Origin of the sequence: Aeribacillus sp. FSL M8-0235 (assembly GCF_038000355.1) — a bacterium.
Taxonomy (GTDB): domain Bacteria; phylum Bacillota; class Bacilli; order Bacillales; family Aeribacillaceae; genus Aeribacillus; species Aeribacillus composti.
This window is the reverse complement of record NZ_JBBOBW010000001.1, coordinates 2,180,511-2,201,004: the sequence shown is the minus strand read 5'-3', so window position 1 is coordinate 2,201,004 and position 20,494 is coordinate 2,180,511. Positions and strand designations below refer to the sequence as shown.

Sequence of the window (20,494 nt, the reverse complement as noted above, 5' to 3'; positions counted from 1 at the left end):
AAGTATTTTTGGTAAACTAAATATCGATATTTCAAACGGTTTTAAAGGAGGTTTCCCGCAGCTAAGTTCAAAGCTGCAAACAGAACATGAACCAATTGCTACAACCGGTCACAGCGGTTAAAGGGGTAGGAGAACAAACAGAACGTTTGCTGCATGATATGGGAATACATACTGTTTCTGATTTGCTTTATTATTTTCCTAATCGCTATGAAGACAACCGTTTAAAGGATCTTGCTGAAGTGAAGCATAAAGAAAGAGTGACAGTCGAAGGAAAGGTTTACAGCGAGCCATTGCTGACCTATTACGGAAAGAAGCGGTCGCGTCTTTCCTTTCGCCTGCTTGTCGGCCGTTATGTTGTCACTGCAGTTTGTTTTAATAGACCATATTACAAACAGAAGCTTGCCATTAATCAGGTTGTTACCGTCTCTGGCATTTGGGACCGCAATCGGCAAACTGTCAATGTTCAACAGATTCATTTTGGGCCTCATAAGCAAAATCAAGAAGTAGAACCCGTTTATTCAGTCCGCGGAAAGCTGACTGTTTCAGAGCTAAAACGGATTATCAGGACCGCCATCCAGTCGTATTCCAGTTTTATTCCAGAAAATTTGCCGGAAATGCTCAGGAAGCGATATAAATTGCCGATGAAAGAAGAAGCGGTAAGAGCCATGCACCTTCCCAAAAATGCTGATGAACTGAAACAGGCAAGAAGAAGATTTGTTTATGAAGAATTTTTATTATTTCAATTGAAAATGCAGGCGATTAAACATTTTCGCAGGTCTTCCTCAAGAGGAATTTCTCATCATTTTGATCGAAAAGAATTGCAATCCTTTATCGACACGCTTCCTTTTTCATTAACAAACGCACAAAAGCGTGTCGTTTCGGAAATTTTATCCGATATGTCTTCACCCTACAGGATGAACCGCCTTCTTCAAGGAGATGTTGGATCAGGGAAAACCGCAGTTGCTGCCATTGTGATGTATGCCGCTGTGTTAAGCGGCTATCAAGCGGCATTGATGGTTCCAACGGAAATTTTAGCTGAGCAGCATGCGAAATCATTGTCAAATCTTTTTTCGCATACGTCTGTCCGCATCGCTTTATTAACAAGCTCAATCAAAGGGAAAAAACGAAAAGAACTGCTTCTTCAGTTGAAATCCGGGGACATTAACATGATCATAGGGACGCATTCCCTTATTCAGGAGGAAGTGAATTTTTGCCGTTTAGGGCTTGTGATTACGGATGAACAGCATCGGTTCGGCGTCAATCAGCGAAGAATATTGCGGGAAAAAGGAGAATTCCCAGATGTGTTATTTATGACGGCAACTCCTATTCCAAGAACTCTTGCTATAACTGCATTTGGCGAAATGGATGTTTCCATCATTGATGAAATGCCTTCCGGAAGAAAGAAGGTAAAAACATATTGGGTTCGGCCGGAAATGTTAACCCGAATTCTAATATTTATTGAAAAAGAAGTGAAAAAGGGCCATCAAGCGTATGTGATTTGTCCGTTAATTGAAGAATCGGAAAATTTGGATGTTGAAAATGCTGTGACAGTGCACAGTCAATTAACTCAATTTTATCAGGGCAGAATTCAAATCGGCCTTTTGCATGGGCGCATGTCACAAGAAGAGAAAAATCAGGTGATGATGGATTTTAGCGAAAATAAAGTGCAAGTTCTTGTCTCCACGACAGTAGTGGAAGTGGGCGTAAACGTACCGAATGCCACGGTCATGTTAGTTTACGATGCGGAGCGGTTTGGTCTTGCCCAGCTCCATCAGCTGAGAGGAAGAGTTGGCCGGGGAAACTTGCAATCCTATTGCATACTGCTTTCAGATCCGAAATCAGAAATAGGAAAAGAAAGAATGAGAATTATGACGGAAACAGATGACGGCTTCCGTTTAGCTGAAAAAGATTTGGAGCTTAGAGGTCCAGGAGATTTTTTCGGCAAAAAACAAAGCGGCATACCAGAGTTTAAAATCGCCGACATGGTCCATGATTACAGAGCGCTTGAAACTGCGAGATCTGACGCTGCCCAACTGATTCAGTCTGATGCTTTTTGGAAGGATGAACAATTTGCGCCGCTCCGCGATGATTTAGAGGCTTCCGGAGTGTTGAGCGGAGGGAAGCTGGATTAGCCAAAAAAAAGAATTCATTGTTGCAAACTTATTTCTTTGATTATATACTTGTTATTAGTACCTAGTCTTAATACTAGTCGGACGGTGTAAAAAATGAGACGCAGTAAAAAGGAAAGACAGCGTTTATTGTTGGAAACAATTCAAGAAACGCCTTTTATTACAGATGAAGAATTAGCTGAAAAATTTGGTGTCAGCGTCCAAACCATCCGTTTGGACAGACTAGAACTGTCGATCCCGGAATTAAGAGAACGAATCAAGCATGTCGCTGAACGAAAACTTGAAGATGAAGTCAAATCCCTTCCGATTGATGAAGTGATCGGTGAAATTATTGATCTTGAGCTCGATAAATCAGCTATTTCGATTTTTGATGTTAAAAAAGAGCATGTTTTTAGCCGAAATCAAATTGCACGCGGCCATCATCTATTTGCACAAGCGAACTCTCTTGCCGTCGCTTGCATTGATGATGAATTGGCATTAACGGCTAAAGCGACAATCCGTTTCACACGGCAAGTAAAAGAAAATGAGCGCGTTGTCGCAAAAGCAAAAGTCACTCGCATTGACCGAGATAAAGGCCGCACGTTTGTTGAAGTAAACAGCTATGTCGGCAACGAACTCGTTTTTTCAGGTGAATTTGAAATGTTCAGATCTGCGAATCAATCTAAAAAGGAAGGGGCAAAACATGAAGATAGCCATTGATGCAATGGGGGGAGACAACGCGCCTCAAGCGGTTGTAAAAGGAGCATTAAGAGCGCTTGATGAATTTTCTGATTTGGAAATTGAATTAATCGGAAATGAGTCGCTGATCACTCCATTGTTAGAAGGTAGACATACAAACATTTCTATTTTTCATACAGAAGAAAAAATTGAAAATGACGACGAACCTGTTCGGGCTGTGCGCAGAAAAAAAAATGCGTCGATGGTCATTATGGCTGAAAGAGTTCGCGACAAAAAGGCGGATGCCTGCATTTCAGCTGGGAATACAGGCGCGCTTATGACTGCCGGTCTGTTTATTATCGGCCGTATAAACGGCATCGACCGGCCGGCGCTGGCACCAACACTGCCGACCCTTGATGGAAAAGGCTTTGTGATGCTCGATGTCGGCGCTAATGCAGATGCGAAAATGGAACATCTGCAGCAGTATGCAATCATGGGCTCCGTTTATGCAGAAAAGGTGAGAGGGATCAAATCTCCGAGAGTTGGCTTGCTCAACATTGGAACGGAGGAAAAAAAGGGGAACGAATTAGCTAAACAGGCTTTTCAACTTCTGTCTCAATCGCCGATCAACTTTGTCGGCAATGTAGAAGCGCGCGACCTGCTGAAAGGAGCGGCTGATGTTGTAGTAACGGACGGTTTTTCAGGAAACATTGCTTTGAAAGCCATTGAAGGCACAGCACTTTCGGTATTTGCCATGATGAAAGAGGCGTTGACAAGCTCTTTTACAGCGAAAATTGCTGCAGCTGTTTTGAAGCCGAAATTAAAAGGACTAAAGAAAAAAATGGATTATTCAGAGCATGGCGGGGCTTGCTTATTCGGGCTGAAAGCACCGGTGATCAAAGCCCACGGTTCATCCGATGAGCTGGCTATTTTTCATGCTATTCGCCAGGCTCGGGAAATAGTGGCGAACTCCGTATCTTCAACGATAGAAGAAACGATTCAGAACATGCAATTGAAAGGGGATTGACAATGGGGAAAACTGCTCTTCTGTTTCCGGGACAAGGCTCTCAGCAAGTCGGTATGGGAAAAGATTTTTTTGATCAAGTTCCCATTTCCAAGGAAATTTTTCAAAAAGCAAATGAACGTTTAGACTTTGATTTAACTTCTATTATTTTCAACGGTCCGCAAGAAGAATTGACGTTAACATACAATGCACAGCCTGCACTGCTGACGACAAGCGCTGCGATTTTTGAAGCATTGAAACAGTATGAAGTCGTTTTTGATTATGTTGCCGGACACAGCCTGGGTGAATATACAGCATTAGTGGCGGCAAACGTCATGACAGTTGAAGATGCTGTCTATGTTGTAAGAAAGCGCGGTGAACTGATGGAAAAAGCGGTTCCTGCAGGAGAAGGATCCATGGCTGCCGTTTTAGGTATGGTGCAGGAAGAACTTGAAAACATAACAAAACAAATCTCGAATGAAGGCACACTAGTACAACTGGCAAATTTAAATTGTCCCGGGCAAATCGTTATTTCTGGAACAAAAGAAGGAATACAAAGAGCTGGGGAGCTTGCTAAAGAAAAGGGCGCCAAGCGGGTAATCCCGCTGGAAGTAAGCGGTCCATTTCATTCTGAATTGATGAAGCCGGCTGCCAGCGAGCTGTCCAAAGTGCTTGATGAAGTGACCATTCAAGATGCATCCGTTCCTGTCATCGCAAACGTGACTGCTGCTCCTGTTCAAAATAAAGATGAAATCAAGAGCCTTTTGATTGAACAGCTTTATTCTCCTGTTCGATGGGAAGAAAGTGTACGGTCGATGATTCAAGCAGGGGTGACAACGTTTATTGAAATCGGTGCTGGAAAAGTTCTGACAGGTCTTGTCAAAAAGGTGGATCGCAGCGTTAAAACATACAATATTTTTGATTTGTCATCATTAGAAGCAGTTGTTCATGACATAAAGGAGGTATGATTATGCTTTCAGGGAAAACGGCCCTTGTAACGGGAGGAAGCCGCGGAATCGGCCGAGCGATTGCTATTGATCTTGCCAAAAATGGCGCGGATGTTGCTGTAAATTACTCTGGTAATGAGGAAAAAGCCAATGAAGTGGTAGAAGAAATTGAATCCTTAGGACGGAAAGCTTTTGCCATTCGCGCTAATGTTGCAAATGCTGATGAAGTAAACAGCATGGTCAATGAAGTAATCGAACGATTCGGCCGTCTCGACATTCTTGTAAATAATGCCGGAATCACGAAAGATAATTTGCTTATGCGAATGAAAGAATCAGAATGGGACGACGTGATCAACATAAATTTAAAAGGCGTTTTCAATTGTACAAAAGCGGTCACAAGACAAATGATGAAGCAGCGTTCCGGCAGGATCATCAACATCGCATCGATCGTCGGTATAGCTGGTAATGCTGGCCAGGCAAACTATGTAGCGGCTAAAGCCGGGATTATCGGACTGACGAAGACGACTGCGAAGGAGCTGGCGGGCCGAAATATTACAGTAAATGCTGTAGCGCCAGGTTTTATTTCAACCGATATGACGGATCAGCTTCCTGAACAAATAAGAAATGAAATGCTCAAACAAATTCCGCTCGGACGTTTCGGCGAGCCGAATGATATTGCCAATATGGTAACATTCATTGCTTCTGATAAAAGCTCCTATATGACAGGGCAAACACTTTGTCTCGACGGCGGAATGGTCATGTATTAATTTTGAATTCGTTGTAGTAATATGAAGACAAATCTTCTATAATACTGGAGGGAGGTGAAAGTAATGGCAGATGTATTGGAGCGTGTTACGAAGATCATCGTCGACCGTCTCGGAGTTGATGAATCTGAAGTAAAGCTTGAATCCTCTTTTAAAGACGATCTCGGCGCTGATTCCCTAGACGTTGTTGAACTTGTTATGGAATTAGAAGATGAGTTCGGCATGGAAATTTCCGACGAAGAAGCGGAACAAATTGTGACTGTAGGGGATGCAGTTAATTACATACAGAGTAAACTATAATTGCATGTTTTTAAAAAGTCCCGTATCTTTGCGGGGCTTTCTCCCTTTTCATCCCTTTTTTTGTTAACATAAAGTAGAGGTTGTTTCATTTGTTTAGAAAATGGAGGTAACGTATGCCTAACAAAACAAATTTAAAAAAAAATTTTTTTAAAAAAATAGAAAAGTTTCGTGATTTCCAAGCAAAAATCGGCATTACGTTCACGAATGAAAAGCTCTTATTTCAGGCTTTTACACATTCATCCTATGTGAATGAGCATCGCAAAAAACCGTATGAAGACAATGAACGGCTGGAATATTTAGGTGATGCAGTATTGGAGCTGACGGTTTCGGAGTACTTGTATAAAAAATATCCGACAATGTCTGAAGGCAATTTAACAAAGCTGAGAGCTGCCATTGTTTGCGAGCCATCGCTTGTTACTTTTGCCAACGAGCTTTCTTTTGGCGAACTCGTTTTGCTCGGAAAAGGAGAGGAAATGACTGGGGGGCGCGGTCGTCCAGCTCTTTTAGCTGATGTCTTTGAGGCATTTATCGGCGCTTTGTATTTGGATCAAGGTCTTGAGTCAGTCACTTCTTTTTTAAATAAGGTCGTTTTCCCGAAAATCGACGAAGGTGCTTTTTCTCATGTGATGGATTTTAAAAGCAGATTGCAAGAGCTTATTCAGCGTGACGGAAAAGGTGTTTTGGATTATAAAATTTTGGAAGAAAAAGGCCCCGCTCATAATAAAGAATTTGTTGCAACCGTATCTTTAAACGGAGAGGTGATCGGTTCAGGAGTGGGCCGTTCCAAAAAAGAAGCAGAACAGCATGCAGCTGAACAAGGATTGCAAAAATTAGGCGAATTCCCCCAAAAATAAACGGGGGATTTTTTATTGATATTGCTCCGATCATTTTTTGTTATGGTAAAATAGGAAAGACTTATTTGGAATGAAAGGGGATCACCATGTTCCTCAAACGTTTAGATATCGTAGGATTTAAATCTTTTGCAGATCGGATCAGCGTTGATTTTGCTGGCGGTGTTACCGCTGTTGTCGGCCCAAATGGGAGCGGAAAATCGAATATAACAGAAGCTATTCGATGGGTTCTTGGGGAGCAATCAGCAAAATCATTAAGAGGATCCAAAATGGAGGATATTATTTTTGCTGGAAGCGATACTCGCAAACGTTTAAATATGGCGGAAGTCACTTTAACTCTTGATAACGGCGATCAGTTTTTGCCGATCGATTATCATGAGGTAAGTGTGACAAGAAGAGTTTACCGCTCTGGAGAAAGTGAATTTTTTATAAACAAGCAATCTTGCCGCTTAAAAGATATTATCGACCTGTTCATGGATTCCGGTCTCGGAAAAGAAGCGTTTTCAATTATCAGCCAAGGAAAGGTTGAAGAAATTTTAAGCGCGAAACCGGAAGATCGGCGGACAATTTTTGAAGAAGCGGCTGGTGTGCTAAAATATAAAACCCGAAAAAAGAAAGCTGAAATAAAACTTGCTGAAACTGAAGAAAATTTAAATAGAGTTCAAGACATTTTATATGAACTGAATGCGCAAATTGAGCCCCTTAAAATGCAGGCATCTATTGCAAAGGATTATTTGGATAAAAAGGAAGAACTGAAGCAGCATGAGGTCGCTCTTCTCGCGCATGAAATTGAAGAGCTTCATGATAGATGGGAAGCATTGAAGCGTTCGGTCGAAGAAAATCGCGATCGCGAACTAGAGCTGACATCGCAAATACAAAAAAAAGAAGCGAATCTGGAAGAAATGCGGGATCAAATCAGTGCATTGGATGAATCAATCAATGATTTGCAGCAAGTTCTTCTTTTGGCAAGCGAAGAACTGGAGAAGCTTGAAGGGAAAAAAGAAGTTTTAAAAGAAAGAAAAAAACATGCGGCGCAAAACGAACAGCAGTTGAAAGAGCAAATCGCTGAGCTGACTGAACAAATAAATCAATTATTAAAAGAAAAAGAAGAGCAAAAAAGCGTCTATGAAACATGCGAAAAAGAAGTAAAAGAACTAAAATCCTTCCTGCAAAAAAAAGAAAACGAGCTGCTAAGCCTGGATGGAAACATCGAGGAAAAGCTTGAGCAGCTAAAAAGTGACTATTTTGAAAAATTAAATGAACTGGCAAGCGCTCGAAATGAAATCAATTATATTGAGGAGCAGCTAAGCTTGCGAAAAGTCAAAGCAGACCGCTTAGACGAGGCAAACGAAAAATATATTTCCGAAAGAAAAGAGCTGAAAAAAGAGAAAGGGAAAATAGAAGCACAGCTTTCTAAAATCGGAAAAACATTGCAAAATCAGCTTTCCTCTTATCATACAGGCTTAAAAACGTTGGAAAGCCTAAAACAACAATATGAAAAGAAGGAATCGCTGCTTTATCAAGCATATCAATATTTACAAAAAGCAAAATCAAAAAAAGAAATGCTAGAGGCGATGCAGGAGGATTATACCGGTTTCTTCCAGGGTGTCCGTGAAGTTTTAAAAGCAAAAAACAAGCTAAAAGGCATACATGGTGCTGCTATCGAGCTGTTGACAACGAAACATGAATATGAAACAGCCATTGAAATTGCTCTTGGCGCGGCAAGCCAGCATATAGTCGTTGACGATGAAGAATCGGCAAGACAGGCGATTGCGTTTTTGAAGAAAAATGCATTCGGCAGAGCGACGTTCCTTCCTTTATCTGTCATCAAAGGCCGCTCAATCCCGAAATATCAGCTTTCGATTGCAGAAAGCCATCCTGATTTTATCGGGATAGCGTCTCAACTCGTGGAATATGAATCAGCATATAAGCCGATCATAGAAAATCTGTTAGGAAACGTTATTATTGCAAAAACGTTGGAAGGGGCAAATGCGATTGCCAAACAAATTCAGTACTCGCACCGAATTGTTACGCTTGAAGGCGATGTAGTCAATCCAGGCGGATCGATGACAGGAGGAGCGGTGAAGCAGAAATCACCTTCTTTCCTTACCAAAAACCGAGAGCTTGAGTCGATTCGCGACAAAATTGCGGAAATGGAAGAAAAGACAGCTTTGCTCGAAAAAGAAGTAAAAAATCTGAAGCAATCGATTGCCAAAAAAGAGAAAGAACTTGATGATCTGCGGGAAGAAGGATCTTCTTTGCGAATGGAAGAGCAAGCTTTGAAGGGCAGCTTGAGGGAAATTGAATTAAAAGAGCGAAATATTAATGATCATTTGAAGCTTTACGATGCTGAAAAAATCGCCTATGTAGAAGAACAGGAGAAGCTAGATGAAAGAAAAACAAAATTGCTGTCCTCCATCGAACAAATGGAAGGACAAATACAACAGCTAGATTCAGAGATTCGTCAGCTGGCCGAGAAGAAGGAGAAACAGCAAAAATCAAAGGAAGAATGGATGCAGGAAATAACAGAGCTCAAAATTATTCTTGCAGGAAAAGAGGAATCCTTTAAAAATAGTAAGGAACAATTAGCACGCCTTGAAAAAGAATATCATCTGGCGAATCAAAAAAAGAAAGAGGCGGAAAAAGATTTACAACTATTATTGGATGAAATCGACCGCGACCACTCAGGTGAAATCCAATTGGAAGAAATAAAAAAGGAGAAGCTGGAGGACAAAAATAAAACAATTGAATTGATCGCATCCCGCAGACGCCAGCGAATGAGCATGCAAGAAGAGCTGGAACGAGAAGAAAAAGAATGGAAAGAACTGAAGCGCGCTCATAAACAACTGACGGACGTTCTAAAAGATGAAGAAGTGAAATTAAACAGGCTGGATGTGGAGCTTGATCAGCTCTTGAATTATTTGCAAAATGAGTATAAGCTAACTTTTGAAGCAGCAAAGGCCCGCTTTCCTTTACAGATGGAGAAAGAAGAGGCGAAGAAAAAAGTAAAGCTGATTAAACTGGCATTAGAAGAGCTTGGAACCGTAAACTTAGGGGCAATTGATGAGTACGAGCGGGTGCGTGAACGGCATGAGTTTTTAACAGAACAGAGGGACGATTTATTGAATGCAAAAGAAACTCTTTTTAAAGTCATCGCCGAAATGGATGAAGAAATGAAAAAGCAGTTTTCCCAAATGTTTGCCAAAATACGTTCTCAATTCGATATCGTTTTTAAAGAACTGTTCGGAGGCGGAAAAGCGGATTTAATTTTGACAAATCCCGACGATCTGTTAAACACCGGAGTGGACATTATTGCTCAGCCTCCAGGGAAAAAACTGCAATATTTAAGCCTGCTGTCCGGAGGCGAACGCGCTTTGACTGCAATTGCCCTTCTATTTTCCATATTAAAGGTACGTCCTGTTCCGTTTTGTGTTCTCGATGAAGTAGAGGCGGCATTGGATGAAGCAAACGTTCAAAGATTTTCTAAATTTTTGAAGCGTTTCAGTGAGAATACTCAATTTATTGTCATCACCCACCGGAAAGGGACGATGGAAGAAGCGGATGCTTTATATGGTGTGACAATGCAAGAATCGGGAGTGTCAAAAGTTGTATCCGTCCGCTTGGAAGATACAGTTAGATATGTGAAATCGTCGTGAAAGGAAGAAAAATAAATGAGTTTTTTTAAGAAATTAAAAGAAAAAATTTCAAAGCAGAAGGATTCAGTAACGGCAAAATTTAAAGAAGGGCTTGAAAAAACGAGAAGCTCTTTTACAGAAAGCTTAAATGAACTTGTTTCGCGCTATCGAAAGGTTGATGAAGAATTTTTCGAGGAATTAGAGGAAATTTTGATTACTGCCGATGTCGGCGTTCAAACGGTCATGGACTTCATCGATGAATTGAAAATGGAAGTGAAAAGGCGAAACATTCAAGAACCGAAGGAAGTGCGCGCTGCCATTTCCGAAAAGCTTGTTGAAATTTACCAAGGAGAAGACGGCGCTCCTACCGATTTAAACATTGAAGACGGCCGGTTAAACATCGTATTGTTTGTTGGCGTCAATGGTGTTGGAAAAACGACGACGATCGGAAAGCTTGCACATCGATTAAAAGAAGAAGGAAAATCTGTCCTTCTTGCTGCCGGCGACACGTTCCGAGCAGGCGCCATCGAACAGCTGGAAGTTTGGGGGGATCGGGTTGGCGTAGATGTGATTAAACAATCGGCAGGCTCTGATCCTGCTGCCGTCGTGTATGACGCCATTCAGGCCGCTCGCTCTCGAAAAGTAGACGTCTTATTATGTGATACTGCTGGACGGCTTCAAAATAAGATGAATTTAATGAAAGAGCTTGAGAAAGTAAAGCGGGTTATCGAACGGGAAATTCCAGGTGCTCCGCATGAAGTGCTGCTTGTCCTTGATGCGACAACCGGACAAAATGCAATGAGCCAGGCAAGACAGTTTTCGGAGGCGACAAATGTCACTGGAATTGCCTTGACAAAATTGGACGGCACTGCGAAGGGAGGAATTGTTCTAGCCATTCGAAATGAGCTGAACATTCCTGTAAAACTGGTGGGGCTTGGCGAAAAAATGGACGATCTTGAGAAATTTGATGCAGAGAAATATGTTTATGGGCTGTTTGCCGATTTAGTAGATGAAGCGTAACGTAATTGTGTTAAGAAAAAAACTTGACATCTACAGTTAGAATCGATACACTAAAAACATGTAAAGGCAATTCACTTAACAACAGGGGGTGTTGATGTTGCTTGAAAAAACAACGAGGATGAATTATTTATTTGATTTTTATCAGTCGTTGTTGACGCCAAAGCAAAAAAGTTACATGTCTCTGTACTACTTGGATGATTACTCCCTAGGTGAAATTGCTGAAGAATACAACGTCAGCCGCCAGGCAGTGTACGACAACATAAAACGGACGGAAATGATGCTGGAGGAATACGAGCAGAAGCTTCAGCTGTTCAAGAAATTTCAAGAGCGTAAAAAAATAATTGAAAAGCTGAAAGGTCTGCCTTTCCAATCGGAAATGAAGGAAGAATTTGACCGACTACTTCATCTTTTGGAAAAACTGGATTAGGAGGAGCCGCCATGGCTTTTGAGGGATTAGCCAACCGACTGCAAAACACGATGGCTAAAATCCGCGGCAAAGGAAAGGTTTCTGAAGCGGATGTCAAAGAAATGATGAGGGAAGTTCGTCTTGCTCTTTTGGAAGCGGACGTCAACTATAAAGTCGTCAAAGACTTTATTAAGAAAGTCAGCGAAAGGGCTGTTGGCCAGGAAGTCATGAAAAGCTTGACACCAGGCCAGCAAGTTATCAAAGTAGTGAAAGAAGAGCTGACCGAGCTGATGGGCGGCGAGCAGAGCAAAATTGCCGTAAGCAAACGGCCGCCGACGGTGATTTTGATGGCGGGCCTTCAAGGTGCAGGGAAAACGACTACGACTGGAAAGCTTGCCAACTACTTGCGAAAAAAACATAACCGAAACCCGCTTCTTGTTGCAGCTGATATTTATCGTCCTGCAGCCATTAAACAATTAGAAACATTAGGAAAGCAGCTTGGCATGCCTGTATTTTCACTCGGCGACAAGGTAAGTCCTGTTGAAATAGCCAAACAGGCGCTGGAATATGCCAAAAATGAGCATCATGATTATGTTCTCATTGATACAGCCGGACGCTTGCATATCGATGAAAATCTGATGGATGAATTAAAGCAGGTGAAGGAAGCTGCAAATCCTGATGAGATTTTTCTCGTTGTCGATGCCATGACTGGACAAGATGCCGTCAATGTGGCAAAAAGCTTTCATGATGAGCTTGGCATTACCGGTGTTATTTTGACAAAGCTTGATGGGGATACACGTGGCGGTGCTGCGCTTTCCATTCGTGCGGCAACAGGTGCTCCGATTAAATTTGCCGGGATGGGCGAAAAACTGGATGCGCTCGAACCGTTTCATCCCGAACGAATGGCATCGCGTATATTAGGAATGGGAGATGTCTTGACCCTGATCGAAAAGGCTCAAGAGAACGTCGATCAGGAGAAAGCAAAGCAGCTGGAAGAAAAAATGAGGACGATGTCTTTTACCTTCGATGATTTTTTAGAGCAGCTTGAACAAGTAAGAAACATGGGTCCTCTTGATGAGTTGATTTCCATGCTGCCTGGTGCAGGGAAAATGAAAGGCTTGAAAAACATTCAAGTTGATGAAAAGCAGCTAAGCCACGTTGAAGCGATCATCCGCTCCATGACAAAAGAAGAAAAAGAGAAGCCGGAAATTATTAATGCAAGCAGAAGAAAACGGATTGCTAAAGGGAGCGGTACTTCTGTCCAGGAAGTAAACAGGCTTTTAAAGCAGTTTGAAGAAATGAAAAAAATGATGAAGCAAATGACTTCAATGACAAAAGGCAAGCGAAAAGGATTTAAATTTCCTTTTATGTAATAAAAATTTATTCTGTTAAGAAAAAACACTTTACAAACTTTTTGATCATTGATAATATTCTATTTTGTTGAAAATATTTCGGAGGTGTAAAAAAATATGGCAGTTAAAATTCGTTTAAAACGCATGGGTGCAAAAAAATCTCCATTTTATCGCATTGTTGTAGCTGATTCCCGTTCTCCTAGAGATGGACGTTTCATTGAAACGATCGGTACGTACAATCCAGTAAAGGATCCTGCTGAAGTGAAAATTGACGAAGAATTGGCTCTTAAGTGGCTTCAAAACGGTGCAAAACCGTCTGACACTGTTCGTAACCTGTTTTCGAAACAAGGGATTATGGAAAAATTCCACAATGCGAAATATAGTAAATAATGTGTGATTATTATGGAACAGTTAATAACAACAATTGCCAAAGCTATTGTTGATCATCCGGATGAAGTCAAGGTGAACAGAGAGGAGAAAAAAGGTGAAATTGTATATACTCTTTCTGTTCACCAAGACGATATTGGCAAAGTGATTGGAAAACAAGGCCGTATTGCAAAAGCGATCAGGACGGTCGTTTATGCAGCGGCTAGCGGCAAATCAATGAGAGTAACGCTTAAAATTAATGATTAAAAGGTGAGGGGATTGCTCCTCGCCTTTTTTACAAAAGAAGAAAAGCTGATTTCGCAGGATCAAAAAATCACATTTGAAATTGCGACGATTCCAGACCTCCCTCTTCTGGCCAGAAGGGAAAAGCCGGGAGGGATCTTCCATGAATATACTCCTCGGAGCAATTTTATGACTGGAGGAGAGAGGAATGAAAATCATTTATCCGATCACAGTAAAGCAAATATTGACGGAAAACAGCAAGGAAAAACTGATTCATAAATGGCAGGCAAAAAAAGAAGAAATGAAACGGGAATGCGATCAATTATATTTTCAGCTGAAAAAAGCTGAAAAAACAACAAAAAACCAGTCCATCATTTCCCAGTACCATCAGGAAATCAACAAAAGAAAGGAAAAAATGAAGTTGATGGAATTTAAGCTTCAGCAAATCGATATGCTCCCTCTAGGCAGCGAATTAAAAGAACGGGAAGTGAACGCAGTAATCGAAGTAAAAGAAGGCGACAACTGGGATCAATTGCTGAATGAAAAAACGATTGTGATCGAAGATGGAGTAGTAAAAGAGATTCGCTAGAGGTGATCATATGGCCGAAAAATGGTTTCAAGTCGGAAAAATTGTCAATACGCACGGAATTCGCGGCGAAGTGCGCGTCGTTTCCGTAACTGATTTTCCTGATGAGCGATATAAACGCGGAAACCGTTTATACATTTTTCAAAAAGACAAAGAGCCTGTTGAAGTTATTGTCAAATCTCATCGAATTCATAAAAATTTTGATTTATTGTCTTTTGAAGGGTATGATTCGATCAATGAGGTTGAGCCGTTTAAAGGCTCAGACATAAAGGTTCCAGAAAGCCAGCTTGGCAGCCTGGATGAAGGAGAATATTATTTTCATGAAATCATCGGATGCTCCGTGTATACCGAAGACGGTGATGAGCTGGGGATCATAAATGAAATTTTAACGCCCGGTGCCAACGATGTGTGGGTTGTCAAACAAAAAGGCAAAAAAGATTTGTTGATTCCATATATCGAGGATGTTGTGAAACATATTGATGTGAAAGAGAAGCGAGTCATCATTTTTCCTATGGAAGGGTTATTGGACAAATGATTATTGATGTACTGACTTTATTTCCTGATATGTTCGCTGGAGTTTTTAACCAATCGATTTTAAAAAAAGCTCAGGAGAAGGATGCTGTTTCGATTAACGTTATTAATTTTCGAGATTATTCAACAGACAAGCATCAGTCGGTCGATGATTATCCGTACGGTGGCGGTGCCGGCATGGTATTAAAGCCGGAGCCGATCTTTCATTCTGTTGAGGCTGTAAAAGAAAAGCGAAACGCACAGCATTCGAAAGTCATACTTGTTTGTCCGCAAGGAGAACGCTTTACCCAAAAAAAAGCAGAGCAGCTGGCTCAAGCAGATCATCTAATATTTATTTGCGGCCATTATGAAGGCTACGACGAAAGAATCCGTTTTCTTGCGACAGACGAGATTTCAATTGGAGACTTTGTCCTGACAGGCGGCGAGCTTGCCGCGATGGTCATCATTGACTGTGTTGTGCGTCTTCTACCAGGTGTTCTCGGAAATGAAGAATCGCACCAAAATGATTCTTTTTCAACGGGACTGCTTGAACATCCGCATTACACCCGCCCTGCTGAATTCAGGGGGATGAAGGTGCCTGATGTGTTATTGTCAGGCCATCACGAAAAAATAGCCGAATGGCGGGAAAAAGAATCGCTCCGAAGAACGTGGGAGCGCAGACCTGACTTATTGGACGGCTATTCTTTAACGGAAAAGCAAAAAAAATGGCTGGAAGAAATAAAAAAGGCGAAATGAATGCTTGCAAATGGTTTGTTTCCTATGATAAGATACGTTTTGTGACATAGACAGCCGGTCTTGTCTTTTTAAAACGATGTTCCGCTGCAAGCATCTTGTATGAGCATCTGTTGGAAGGAGATGATTGCGATGCAAAAATTAATTGAAGAAATTACGAAAGAACAACTTCGCACAGATTTGCCTGAATTTAGACCTGGGGATACCGTCCGTGTTCACGTGAAGGTTGTTGAAGGCTCCCGTGAACGGATTCAGGTTTTTGAAGGAGTTGTAATTAAACGCCGCGGCGGCGGTATTAGCGAAACATTTACTGTTCGTAAAGTTTCTTACGGCGTAGGTGTTGAACGTACATTCCCGCTGCACACTCCAAGAATTGCGAAAATCGAAGTTGTTCGCCGAGGCAAAGTGCGTCGTGCAAAACTTTACTATTTGCGCAATCTACATGGTAAAGCAGCTCGCATTAAAGAAAGATAAACATTCGAACATAAAAAGGGCTTGTATTCAATACAGGCCCTTTTGTCATGTGAGCAGTCATTCACTTATGAATTCATTTAATATTTTTGGAAAAAATTATTTAGCGAAAGCATAATCTGTTTAAAAATAGGTGGACATGTTCTTTTGTTAAGCCAATAATTGTATTAAAATAAATAAAAAACCATTTTAAAAACATAAAGGTGTGAAAGAAATGTCACGTAAAAAAAATGAATTTTTTGAGTGGATGAAAGCTCTAGGTGTCGCCGTCTTGTTGGCGGTCGTCATTCGGACGTTTTTCTTTGCTCCGATTGTCGTTGATGGAGTTTCCATGATGCCGACATTACAAGACCAGGACCGAATGATCGTGAATAAAATCGGAACGAAGCTTGGTGAAATAAAACGCTTTGACATTGTCGTCTTCCATGCAACGGAAGAGAAAGACTACATTAAGCGTGTCATCGGTTTGCCTGGCGATCATATAGAATATAAAGATGACACCCTCTACATTAACGGCAAGAAGTATGAAGAGCCATACTTGGAAAAATATAAACAAAACGGCGTGGATGGCCCTTTAACAGAACCATTTAAACTTGAAGACATTATTGGAAGATCAACTGTGCCTGAAGGCGAATTGTTTGTTATGGGTGATAATAGAAGATACAGCAAAGACTCGCGGCATATAGGGACCATTCCGATTGAATCAGTTATGGGGAAAACTAATTTTGTTTATTGGCCGCTTTCTGAATTTGGAGTTGTAAAGTAGGTGAAGTAGATGACGATTCAATGGTTTCCAGGGCATATGGCAAAAGCGAGACGGCAAGTTGTTGAAAAATTGAAACTGATAGATATTGTCTATGAGCTTGTCGATGCCCGAATCCCTCAGTCATCGAGAAATCCGATGATTGATGACATTATTGCCAATAAAAAAAGAATTTTAATTTTAAATAAAAAGGATATGGCAGACGAAAGCATTACGAAAGAATGGATTCAGTACTACAAAGAACAGGGCATTGCATCAATAGCCATCGACTCGCAAACAGGATCAGGACTAAAACAAATCGTGCAGCTTTCAAAAGAACTGCTCGAAAAAGAACGTGAAAAAATGAAAGCAAAAGGGGTAAAACCAAGGGCGATCCGCGCATTAATTGTTGGAATTCCGAATGTCGGCAAATCAACGCTGATCAATCGCCTTGCAGGAAGAAACATTGCCAAAACCGGCGATCGTCCAGGCATAACGAAACAGCAAAGCTGGATCAAGACAGGAAAAGAATTGGAGCTGCTCGATACCCCAGGCATTCTTTGGCCGAAATTTGAAGATGAAGAAGTCGGGCTGAAGCTGGCTGCGACAGGCGCCATTAAGGATGAGATTTTAAATTTGCAGGATGTAGCAGCTTATGCGATGCGATACTTGATCAAGCATTATCCAGATCGTTTAATGGATCGCTATCAAATCGACAATCTATCAAATGAAAATGAAATCGTCGACTTATTTGATCATATTGGAAAAAAAAGAGGCTGTTTATCAGCTGGCGGCCTGATAGACTATGACAAGACGGCGGAAGTGTTCATAAGGGATGTTCGGACATTGAAGCTGGGGAAAATAAGTTTTGACCGGCCAAATGAATAAAGGCACGCATTCCGCGTGTCTATATTTTATTTTTAACAAAACTCGTTCACTTGAGAGAAGCGGTGCAATCGGCGCTTAACCGGTTAATCGGTTTTCCTTTCTTGACGGGTAAAGAGCTTCCAAAGAAGCTTTCGAGAAATAGTAAAAAAGTCTTGAAAGTCATTTGAGCATGTGAAAAATAGACGCTTAATCAAATTGCAGCCGAGGAAGCCGTTCATGTACAAACTATTCGAACGAAATTTACAAATGCAAATATTAAGGGAGAGGTTGAAGAAAGTTGAATTTAACGGCAAAGGAAATTGAAGAAAAGCTCAGTGCCATCCATGATATAAACGACCCTTTTTTTCTTGCCTGCCAAAAAGATGAGCGGAAAACCGTCCAAAAATTAGTAAAAAAATGGCTGAAGCAATATGAAAAAGAGCAGCAATTGAGACAGCAGTTTCAAAACATGTGCAAATACGAAAGAGAATTGAAAGAAAAGGGATTTCGAATGCTGGCAGGCATTGATGAAGTGGGAAGAGGGTGTCTTGCAGGTCCGGTCGTTGCTGCTTGCGTGATTTTGCCTGATGAATTTTATTTGCCGGGGCTGACGGACTCGAAAAAAATTTCGAAGCAAAAACGGGAAGAGTTTTTTCAATACATAATGGATCTGGCAGTAGATGTCGGGATTGGGTTTGTGTCGGCAAAAGAAATTGATGAGCTAAACATTTACAATGCGACAAAAAAAGCAATGCTTTTAGCCATTGATCAGTTAAAGCAGGCAAAGCCGGATCATTTATTGATTGATGCTCTTGAATTACCAATTAATATTCCGCAGCTTTCCATCATTAAGGGTGATGAAAAAAGCATTACGATTGCAGCAAGCTCCTGCATCGCAAAAGTTGTGAGAGACAGGTACATGGAAGAGCTGGGAAAGCAATTTCCGGAATACGGCTTTGAACGTCATGTGGGCTACGGTACAAAGCAGCATTTGGAAGCGATCGAGAAGCACGGTGTGACGGAGCATCATCGGAAAAGCTTTGCTCCGGTACAAGATGCGTTAAACTTTTTTAACGGGTGATAAGAATGAATGAAATATCTGCTCTTCTTAGGAAGATAAGTCTTCAATCTCTTTTTGATCCCGCGGCCAAAACATTTCAAGATCAAGAGATTGTGAAAGGAAAAGTGTTGAAAATTTATCCTAATTCTCATGCATTGCTTGCAATTGGAAAAATGAAATTAACCGCTGCTGTTGAGGCGGATATTCAAGCAATGAAAACTTATTGGTTTCAGACTGAAGTAACGGAAAGCGGAATCAGACTGAAGCTTTTGTTTCCGGAAAAAGATGAAGGTCATACAGGCCGGGCTATTCTTGAACATTTCCGCCTGCCTGCTGACAATGCGGCCTCGCAGCTTATTGATTTGCTGCTGGAAAATGAAATTCCTTTTTCCAAAAAAGACTTGGCTCTTGCCATCAACATTTTGCAGTCCTTTAAGGGAAAAGCTCCTCGTGAAAGTTTATTTCAGGCGCTTCTCATCGCTTTTGAAAAAAAACTGCCAATTGCGGAGCATGTCATCCGTCCTTTGCTGGCTGTTCTAGACGAGAAGAAGCTGTCTCAGCTCCTTTTTCAATTAGACGAAATGTTAAACAATAGCGGAAGAGCCGAGGACATGAAAGATCTAAACCGAAACCTGTTTCAGCTTACAAACCTTCGTTTTCTATATAAAGCCGAAGAAGTGAACCAAATATTGCGGCAAAGAAATGACACCTTTTCCAAGCAATTGTTGAATAAGCTTGAATTTTGGATGAAAGAAAATCCGCTAGCCATTAAGCAGCTTATATTGAATGAAAACAGTGAGCAAGCATTGCTTCAACCATTCACAAAAGACAAGGCGGACGGAAGTAGAATTGGACAAATGCTGAACGCGGAAGAAAAAAATATGCTGAAAGCGATGTTTCAGCAAAGCATCCACAACGTTTCCGCTCAAGAAGTAAAACAATTGTTAAAAACAGCGATAGCCAAAATCGGCTTATTTGAACATGCTGAAAGCAGTAGCGGTCAGAGTGAATGGCCATTAAAGACACTGCTTATAAAATATTTGCAAAATATGGAACATTCAAGTTTAAGAGGGGCGATGGAGCGCGCTTTAGATTACATAAACGGACAGCATTTTATGCGGGAACAAAAAGGACCTGTTGAACAATTTTTTATTCATGTCCCCATTCAGTTAGGAGAGCAATGGACGGATATTACAATCCAAATCAACGGAAAAAAAGACGAAACAGAAAAAATAAATCCTAATTTTTGCCGAATCGTTTTTTCATTGTATTTAAAAGAAATAAAAGAAACAGTAGTGGACGTATTCATTCAAAATCGCGCTGTAAAAGTTACGATTTACAACGACATTCTTGAAGAAAGCGATATTGTTCAGCATTTGGGAAGCCTTCAGGAAAATTTAAAACAAATCAATTATGTTTTAACAGGAGTTTCTATCCAAAAGGGAAAAACGGATGAACAAACTCAAAAGGTCATTTCCGGACAACCTTACCAGAAGGTGGACATCAAAATATGAAAAAAGAAACAAAAGATTTAAAAGCTGTTGCCCTCAGCTATAACGATGAAAAGGACGCCGCGCCAAAAGTATCGGCAAAAGGTAAAGGGTATGTCGCTGAAAAAATCATTGAAAAAGCGAGAGAAAACAATGTTCCGATTCAAGAAGATCCCTCGCTTATTGAACTTTTGTCAGAAGTGGAAATAAATGAGCAAATTCCCGAGGAGCTTTATGAAGTGGTAGCTGAGCTTTTAAGCTTTATATACCGCTTAGACCAGCAAAGATGAAATAAACGACGTCTTTTTATAAAGAATGGTAGACAATGATGAAACATTTTTA

22 protein-coding genes are annotated in these 20,494 nt (G+C 41.0%); all 22 read left to right on the top strand.

Annotated elements, in window-relative coordinates; translation table 11 throughout:
• The first annotated feature begins 86 nt into the window (after positions 1-86).
• The 22 genes from recG (at position 87) to NSQ71_RS10470 (ending at position 20,442) form a co-directional block, all read left to right on the top strand.
• A complete protein-coding gene (recG, locus tag NSQ71_RS10575; protein ID WP_340733932.1) occupies positions 87-2,132 on the top strand; it encodes an ATP-dependent DNA helicase RecG in 2,046 nt (681 codons plus the stop codon).
• 93 nt (positions 2,133-2,225) lie between these two features.
• Positions 2,226-2,828, top strand: coding sequence for a transcription factor FapR (gene fapR / locus NSQ71_RS10570; RefSeq protein WP_063388440.1), 603 nt, complete (start codon positions 2,226-2,228; stop codon positions 2,826-2,828).
• Positions 2,812-3,813, top strand: a complete 1,002-nt coding sequence (plsX, locus tag NSQ71_RS10565; protein WP_339192948.1) for a phosphate acyltransferase PlsX — start codon at positions 2,812-2,814, stop codon at positions 3,811-3,813. Before fapR ends, plsX begins: the two co-directional genes overlap by 17 nt.
• Positions 3,814-3,815: 2 nt before the next feature.
• Positions 3,816-4,757: an ACP S-malonyltransferase gene (gene fabD / locus NSQ71_RS10560; protein WP_340733931.1), complete on the top strand. Its 942-nt coding sequence runs from the start codon at positions 3,816-3,818 to the stop codon at positions 4,755-4,757.
• 2 nt (positions 4,758-4,759) lie between these two features.
• A complete protein-coding gene (fabG, locus tag NSQ71_RS10555; RefSeq protein WP_339209938.1) occupies positions 4,760-5,503 on the top strand; it encodes a 3-oxoacyl-[acyl-carrier-protein] reductase in 744 nt (247 codons plus the stop codon).
• Between the two features lie 63 nt (positions 5,504-5,566).
• On the top strand, positions 5,567-5,800 hold the full coding sequence (locus NSQ71_RS10550; RefSeq protein WP_063388436.1) for an acyl carrier protein: 234 nt from the start codon (positions 5,567-5,569) through the stop codon (positions 5,798-5,800).
• A gap of 113 nt (positions 5,801-5,913) precedes the next feature.
• Entirely contained in the window at positions 5,914-6,654 is a 741-nt protein-coding gene (rnc, locus tag NSQ71_RS10545) for a ribonuclease III (protein WP_063388435.1), read from the top strand.
• 86 nt (positions 6,655-6,740) lie between these two features.
• A complete protein-coding gene (smc, locus tag NSQ71_RS10540) occupies positions 6,741-10,307 on the top strand; it encodes a chromosome segregation protein SMC (protein WP_340733930.1) in 3,567 nt (1,188 codons plus the stop codon).
• Positions 10,308-10,322: 15 nt separating this feature from the next.
• Complete coding sequence (gene ftsY, locus NSQ71_RS10535) at positions 10,323-11,306, top strand: signal recognition particle-docking protein FtsY (protein WP_340733929.1); 984 nt, start codon at positions 10,323-10,325, stop codon at positions 11,304-11,306.
• A gap of 94 nt (positions 11,307-11,400) precedes the next feature.
• Positions 11,401-11,733 (top strand): putative DNA-binding protein, encoded by a 333-nt coding sequence (locus NSQ71_RS10530; RefSeq protein ID WP_063388432.1) that lies wholly within the window; start codon positions 11,401-11,403, stop codon positions 11,731-11,733.
• Between the two features lie 11 nt (positions 11,734-11,744).
• Positions 11,745-13,085 carry a signal recognition particle protein gene (gene ffh / locus NSQ71_RS10525; RefSeq protein ID WP_066246533.1) on the top strand — a complete coding sequence of 447 codons (1,341 nt, stop codon included), beginning with the start codon at positions 11,745-11,747 and terminating at the stop codon, positions 13,083-13,085.
• 96 nt (positions 13,086-13,181) lie between these two features.
• Complete coding sequence (gene rpsP, locus NSQ71_RS10520) at positions 13,182-13,454, top strand: 30S ribosomal protein S16 (protein WP_063388430.1); 273 nt, start codon at positions 13,182-13,184, stop codon at positions 13,452-13,454.
• A gap of 12 nt (positions 13,455-13,466) precedes the next feature.
• Positions 13,467-13,697 (top strand): KH domain-containing protein, encoded by a 231-nt coding sequence (locus NSQ71_RS10515; RefSeq protein ID WP_063388429.1) that lies wholly within the window; start codon positions 13,467-13,469, stop codon positions 13,695-13,697.
• A gap of 184 nt (positions 13,698-13,881) precedes the next feature.
• Positions 13,882-14,262 (top strand): YlqD family protein, encoded by a 381-nt coding sequence (locus tag NSQ71_RS10510; RefSeq protein ID WP_063388427.1) that lies wholly within the window; start codon positions 13,882-13,884, stop codon positions 14,260-14,262.
• Between the two features lie 10 nt (positions 14,263-14,272).
• Positions 14,273-14,794 (top strand): ribosome maturation factor RimM, encoded by a 522-nt coding sequence (gene rimM / locus NSQ71_RS10505; RefSeq protein WP_339209932.1) that lies wholly within the window; start codon positions 14,273-14,275, stop codon positions 14,792-14,794.
• Positions 14,791-15,525 (top strand): tRNA (guanosine(37)-N1)-methyltransferase TrmD, encoded by a 735-nt coding sequence (gene trmD, locus NSQ71_RS10500; RefSeq protein WP_063388425.1) that lies wholly within the window; start codon positions 14,791-14,793, stop codon positions 15,523-15,525. Before rimM ends, trmD begins: the two co-directional genes overlap by 4 nt.
• A gap of 129 nt (positions 15,526-15,654) precedes the next feature.
• Positions 15,655-15,996 carry a 50S ribosomal protein L19 gene (gene rplS, locus NSQ71_RS10495; RefSeq protein ID WP_063388424.1) on the top strand — a complete coding sequence of 114 codons (342 nt, stop codon included), beginning with the start codon at positions 15,655-15,657 and terminating at the stop codon, positions 15,994-15,996.
• Between the two features lie 211 nt (positions 15,997-16,207).
• Entirely contained in the window at positions 16,208-16,759 is a 552-nt protein-coding gene (gene lepB, locus NSQ71_RS10490) for a signal peptidase I (RefSeq protein WP_063388423.1), read from the top strand.
• A 9-nt stretch (positions 16,760-16,768) separates the two neighbouring features.
• Positions 16,769-17,623, top strand: coding sequence for a ribosome biogenesis GTPase YlqF (gene ylqF, locus NSQ71_RS10485; protein WP_063388422.1), 855 nt, complete (start codon positions 16,769-16,771; stop codon positions 17,621-17,623).
• Between the two features lie 277 nt (positions 17,624-17,900).
• A complete protein-coding gene (locus NSQ71_RS10480) occupies positions 17,901-18,683 on the top strand; it encodes a ribonuclease HII (RefSeq protein ID WP_445206674.1) in 783 nt (260 codons plus the stop codon).
• A gap of 5 nt (positions 18,684-18,688) precedes the next feature.
• Positions 18,689-20,176 carry a hypothetical protein gene (locus NSQ71_RS10475; RefSeq protein WP_339209931.1) on the top strand — a complete coding sequence of 496 codons (1,488 nt, stop codon included), beginning with the start codon at positions 18,689-18,691 and terminating at the stop codon, positions 20,174-20,176.
• Entirely contained in the window at positions 20,173-20,442 is a 270-nt protein-coding gene (locus NSQ71_RS10470; RefSeq protein ID WP_063388419.1) for an EscU/YscU/HrcU family type III secretion system export apparatus switch protein, read from the top strand. The genes NSQ71_RS10475 and NSQ71_RS10470 overlap by 4 nt, the downstream gene beginning before the upstream one ends.
• Positions 20,443-20,494 lie beyond the last annotated feature (52 nt).

Coding starts and splice junctions, on each gene's coding strand:
- recG (WP_340733932.1), top strand. CDS start 87: ATGAACCAATTGCTACAACCGGTCACAGCGGTTAAAGGGGTAGGAGAA.
- fapR (WP_063388440.1), top strand. CDS start 2,226: ATGAGACGCAGTAAAAAGGAAAGACAGCGTTTATTGTTGGAAACAATT.
- plsX (WP_339192948.1), top strand. CDS start 2,812: ATGAAGATAGCCATTGATGCAATGGGGGGAGACAACGCGCCTCAAGCG.
- fabD (WP_340733931.1), top strand. CDS start 3,816: ATGGGGAAAACTGCTCTTCTGTTTCCGGGACAAGGCTCTCAGCAAGTC.
- fabG (WP_339209938.1), top strand. CDS start 4,760: ATGCTTTCAGGGAAAACGGCCCTTGTAACGGGAGGAAGCCGCGGAATC.
- NSQ71_RS10550 (WP_063388436.1), top strand. CDS start 5,567: ATGGCAGATGTATTGGAGCGTGTTACGAAGATCATCGTCGACCGTCTC.
- rnc (WP_063388435.1), top strand. CDS start 5,914: ATGCCTAACAAAACAAATTTAAAAAAAAATTTTTTTAAAAAAATAGAA.
- smc (WP_340733930.1), top strand. CDS start 6,741: ATGTTCCTCAAACGTTTAGATATCGTAGGATTTAAATCTTTTGCAGAT.
- ftsY (WP_340733929.1), top strand. CDS start 10,323: ATGAGTTTTTTTAAGAAATTAAAAGAAAAAATTTCAAAGCAGAAGGAT.
- NSQ71_RS10530 (WP_063388432.1), top strand. CDS start 11,401: ATGTTGCTTGAAAAAACAACGAGGATGAATTATTTATTTGATTTTTAT.
- ffh (WP_066246533.1), top strand. CDS start 11,745: ATGGCTTTTGAGGGATTAGCCAACCGACTGCAAAACACGATGGCTAAA.
- rpsP (WP_063388430.1), top strand. CDS start 13,182: ATGGCAGTTAAAATTCGTTTAAAACGCATGGGTGCAAAAAAATCTCCA.
- NSQ71_RS10515 (WP_063388429.1), top strand. CDS start 13,467: ATGGAACAGTTAATAACAACAATTGCCAAAGCTATTGTTGATCATCCG.
- NSQ71_RS10510 (WP_063388427.1), top strand. CDS start 13,882: ATGAAAATCATTTATCCGATCACAGTAAAGCAAATATTGACGGAAAAC.
- rimM (WP_339209932.1), top strand. CDS start 14,273: ATGGCCGAAAAATGGTTTCAAGTCGGAAAAATTGTCAATACGCACGGA.
- trmD (WP_063388425.1), top strand. CDS start 14,791: ATGATTATTGATGTACTGACTTTATTTCCTGATATGTTCGCTGGAGTT.
- rplS (WP_063388424.1), top strand. CDS start 15,655: ATGCAAAAATTAATTGAAGAAATTACGAAAGAACAACTTCGCACAGAT.
- lepB (WP_063388423.1), top strand. CDS start 16,208: ATGTCACGTAAAAAAAATGAATTTTTTGAGTGGATGAAAGCTCTAGGT.
- ylqF (WP_063388422.1), top strand. CDS start 16,769: ATGACGATTCAATGGTTTCCAGGGCATATGGCAAAAGCGAGACGGCAA.
- NSQ71_RS10475 (WP_339209931.1), top strand. CDS start 18,689: ATGAATGAAATATCTGCTCTTCTTAGGAAGATAAGTCTTCAATCTCTT.
- NSQ71_RS10470 (WP_063388419.1), top strand. CDS start 20,173: ATGAAAAAAGAAACAAAAGATTTAAAAGCTGTTGCCCTCAGCTATAAC.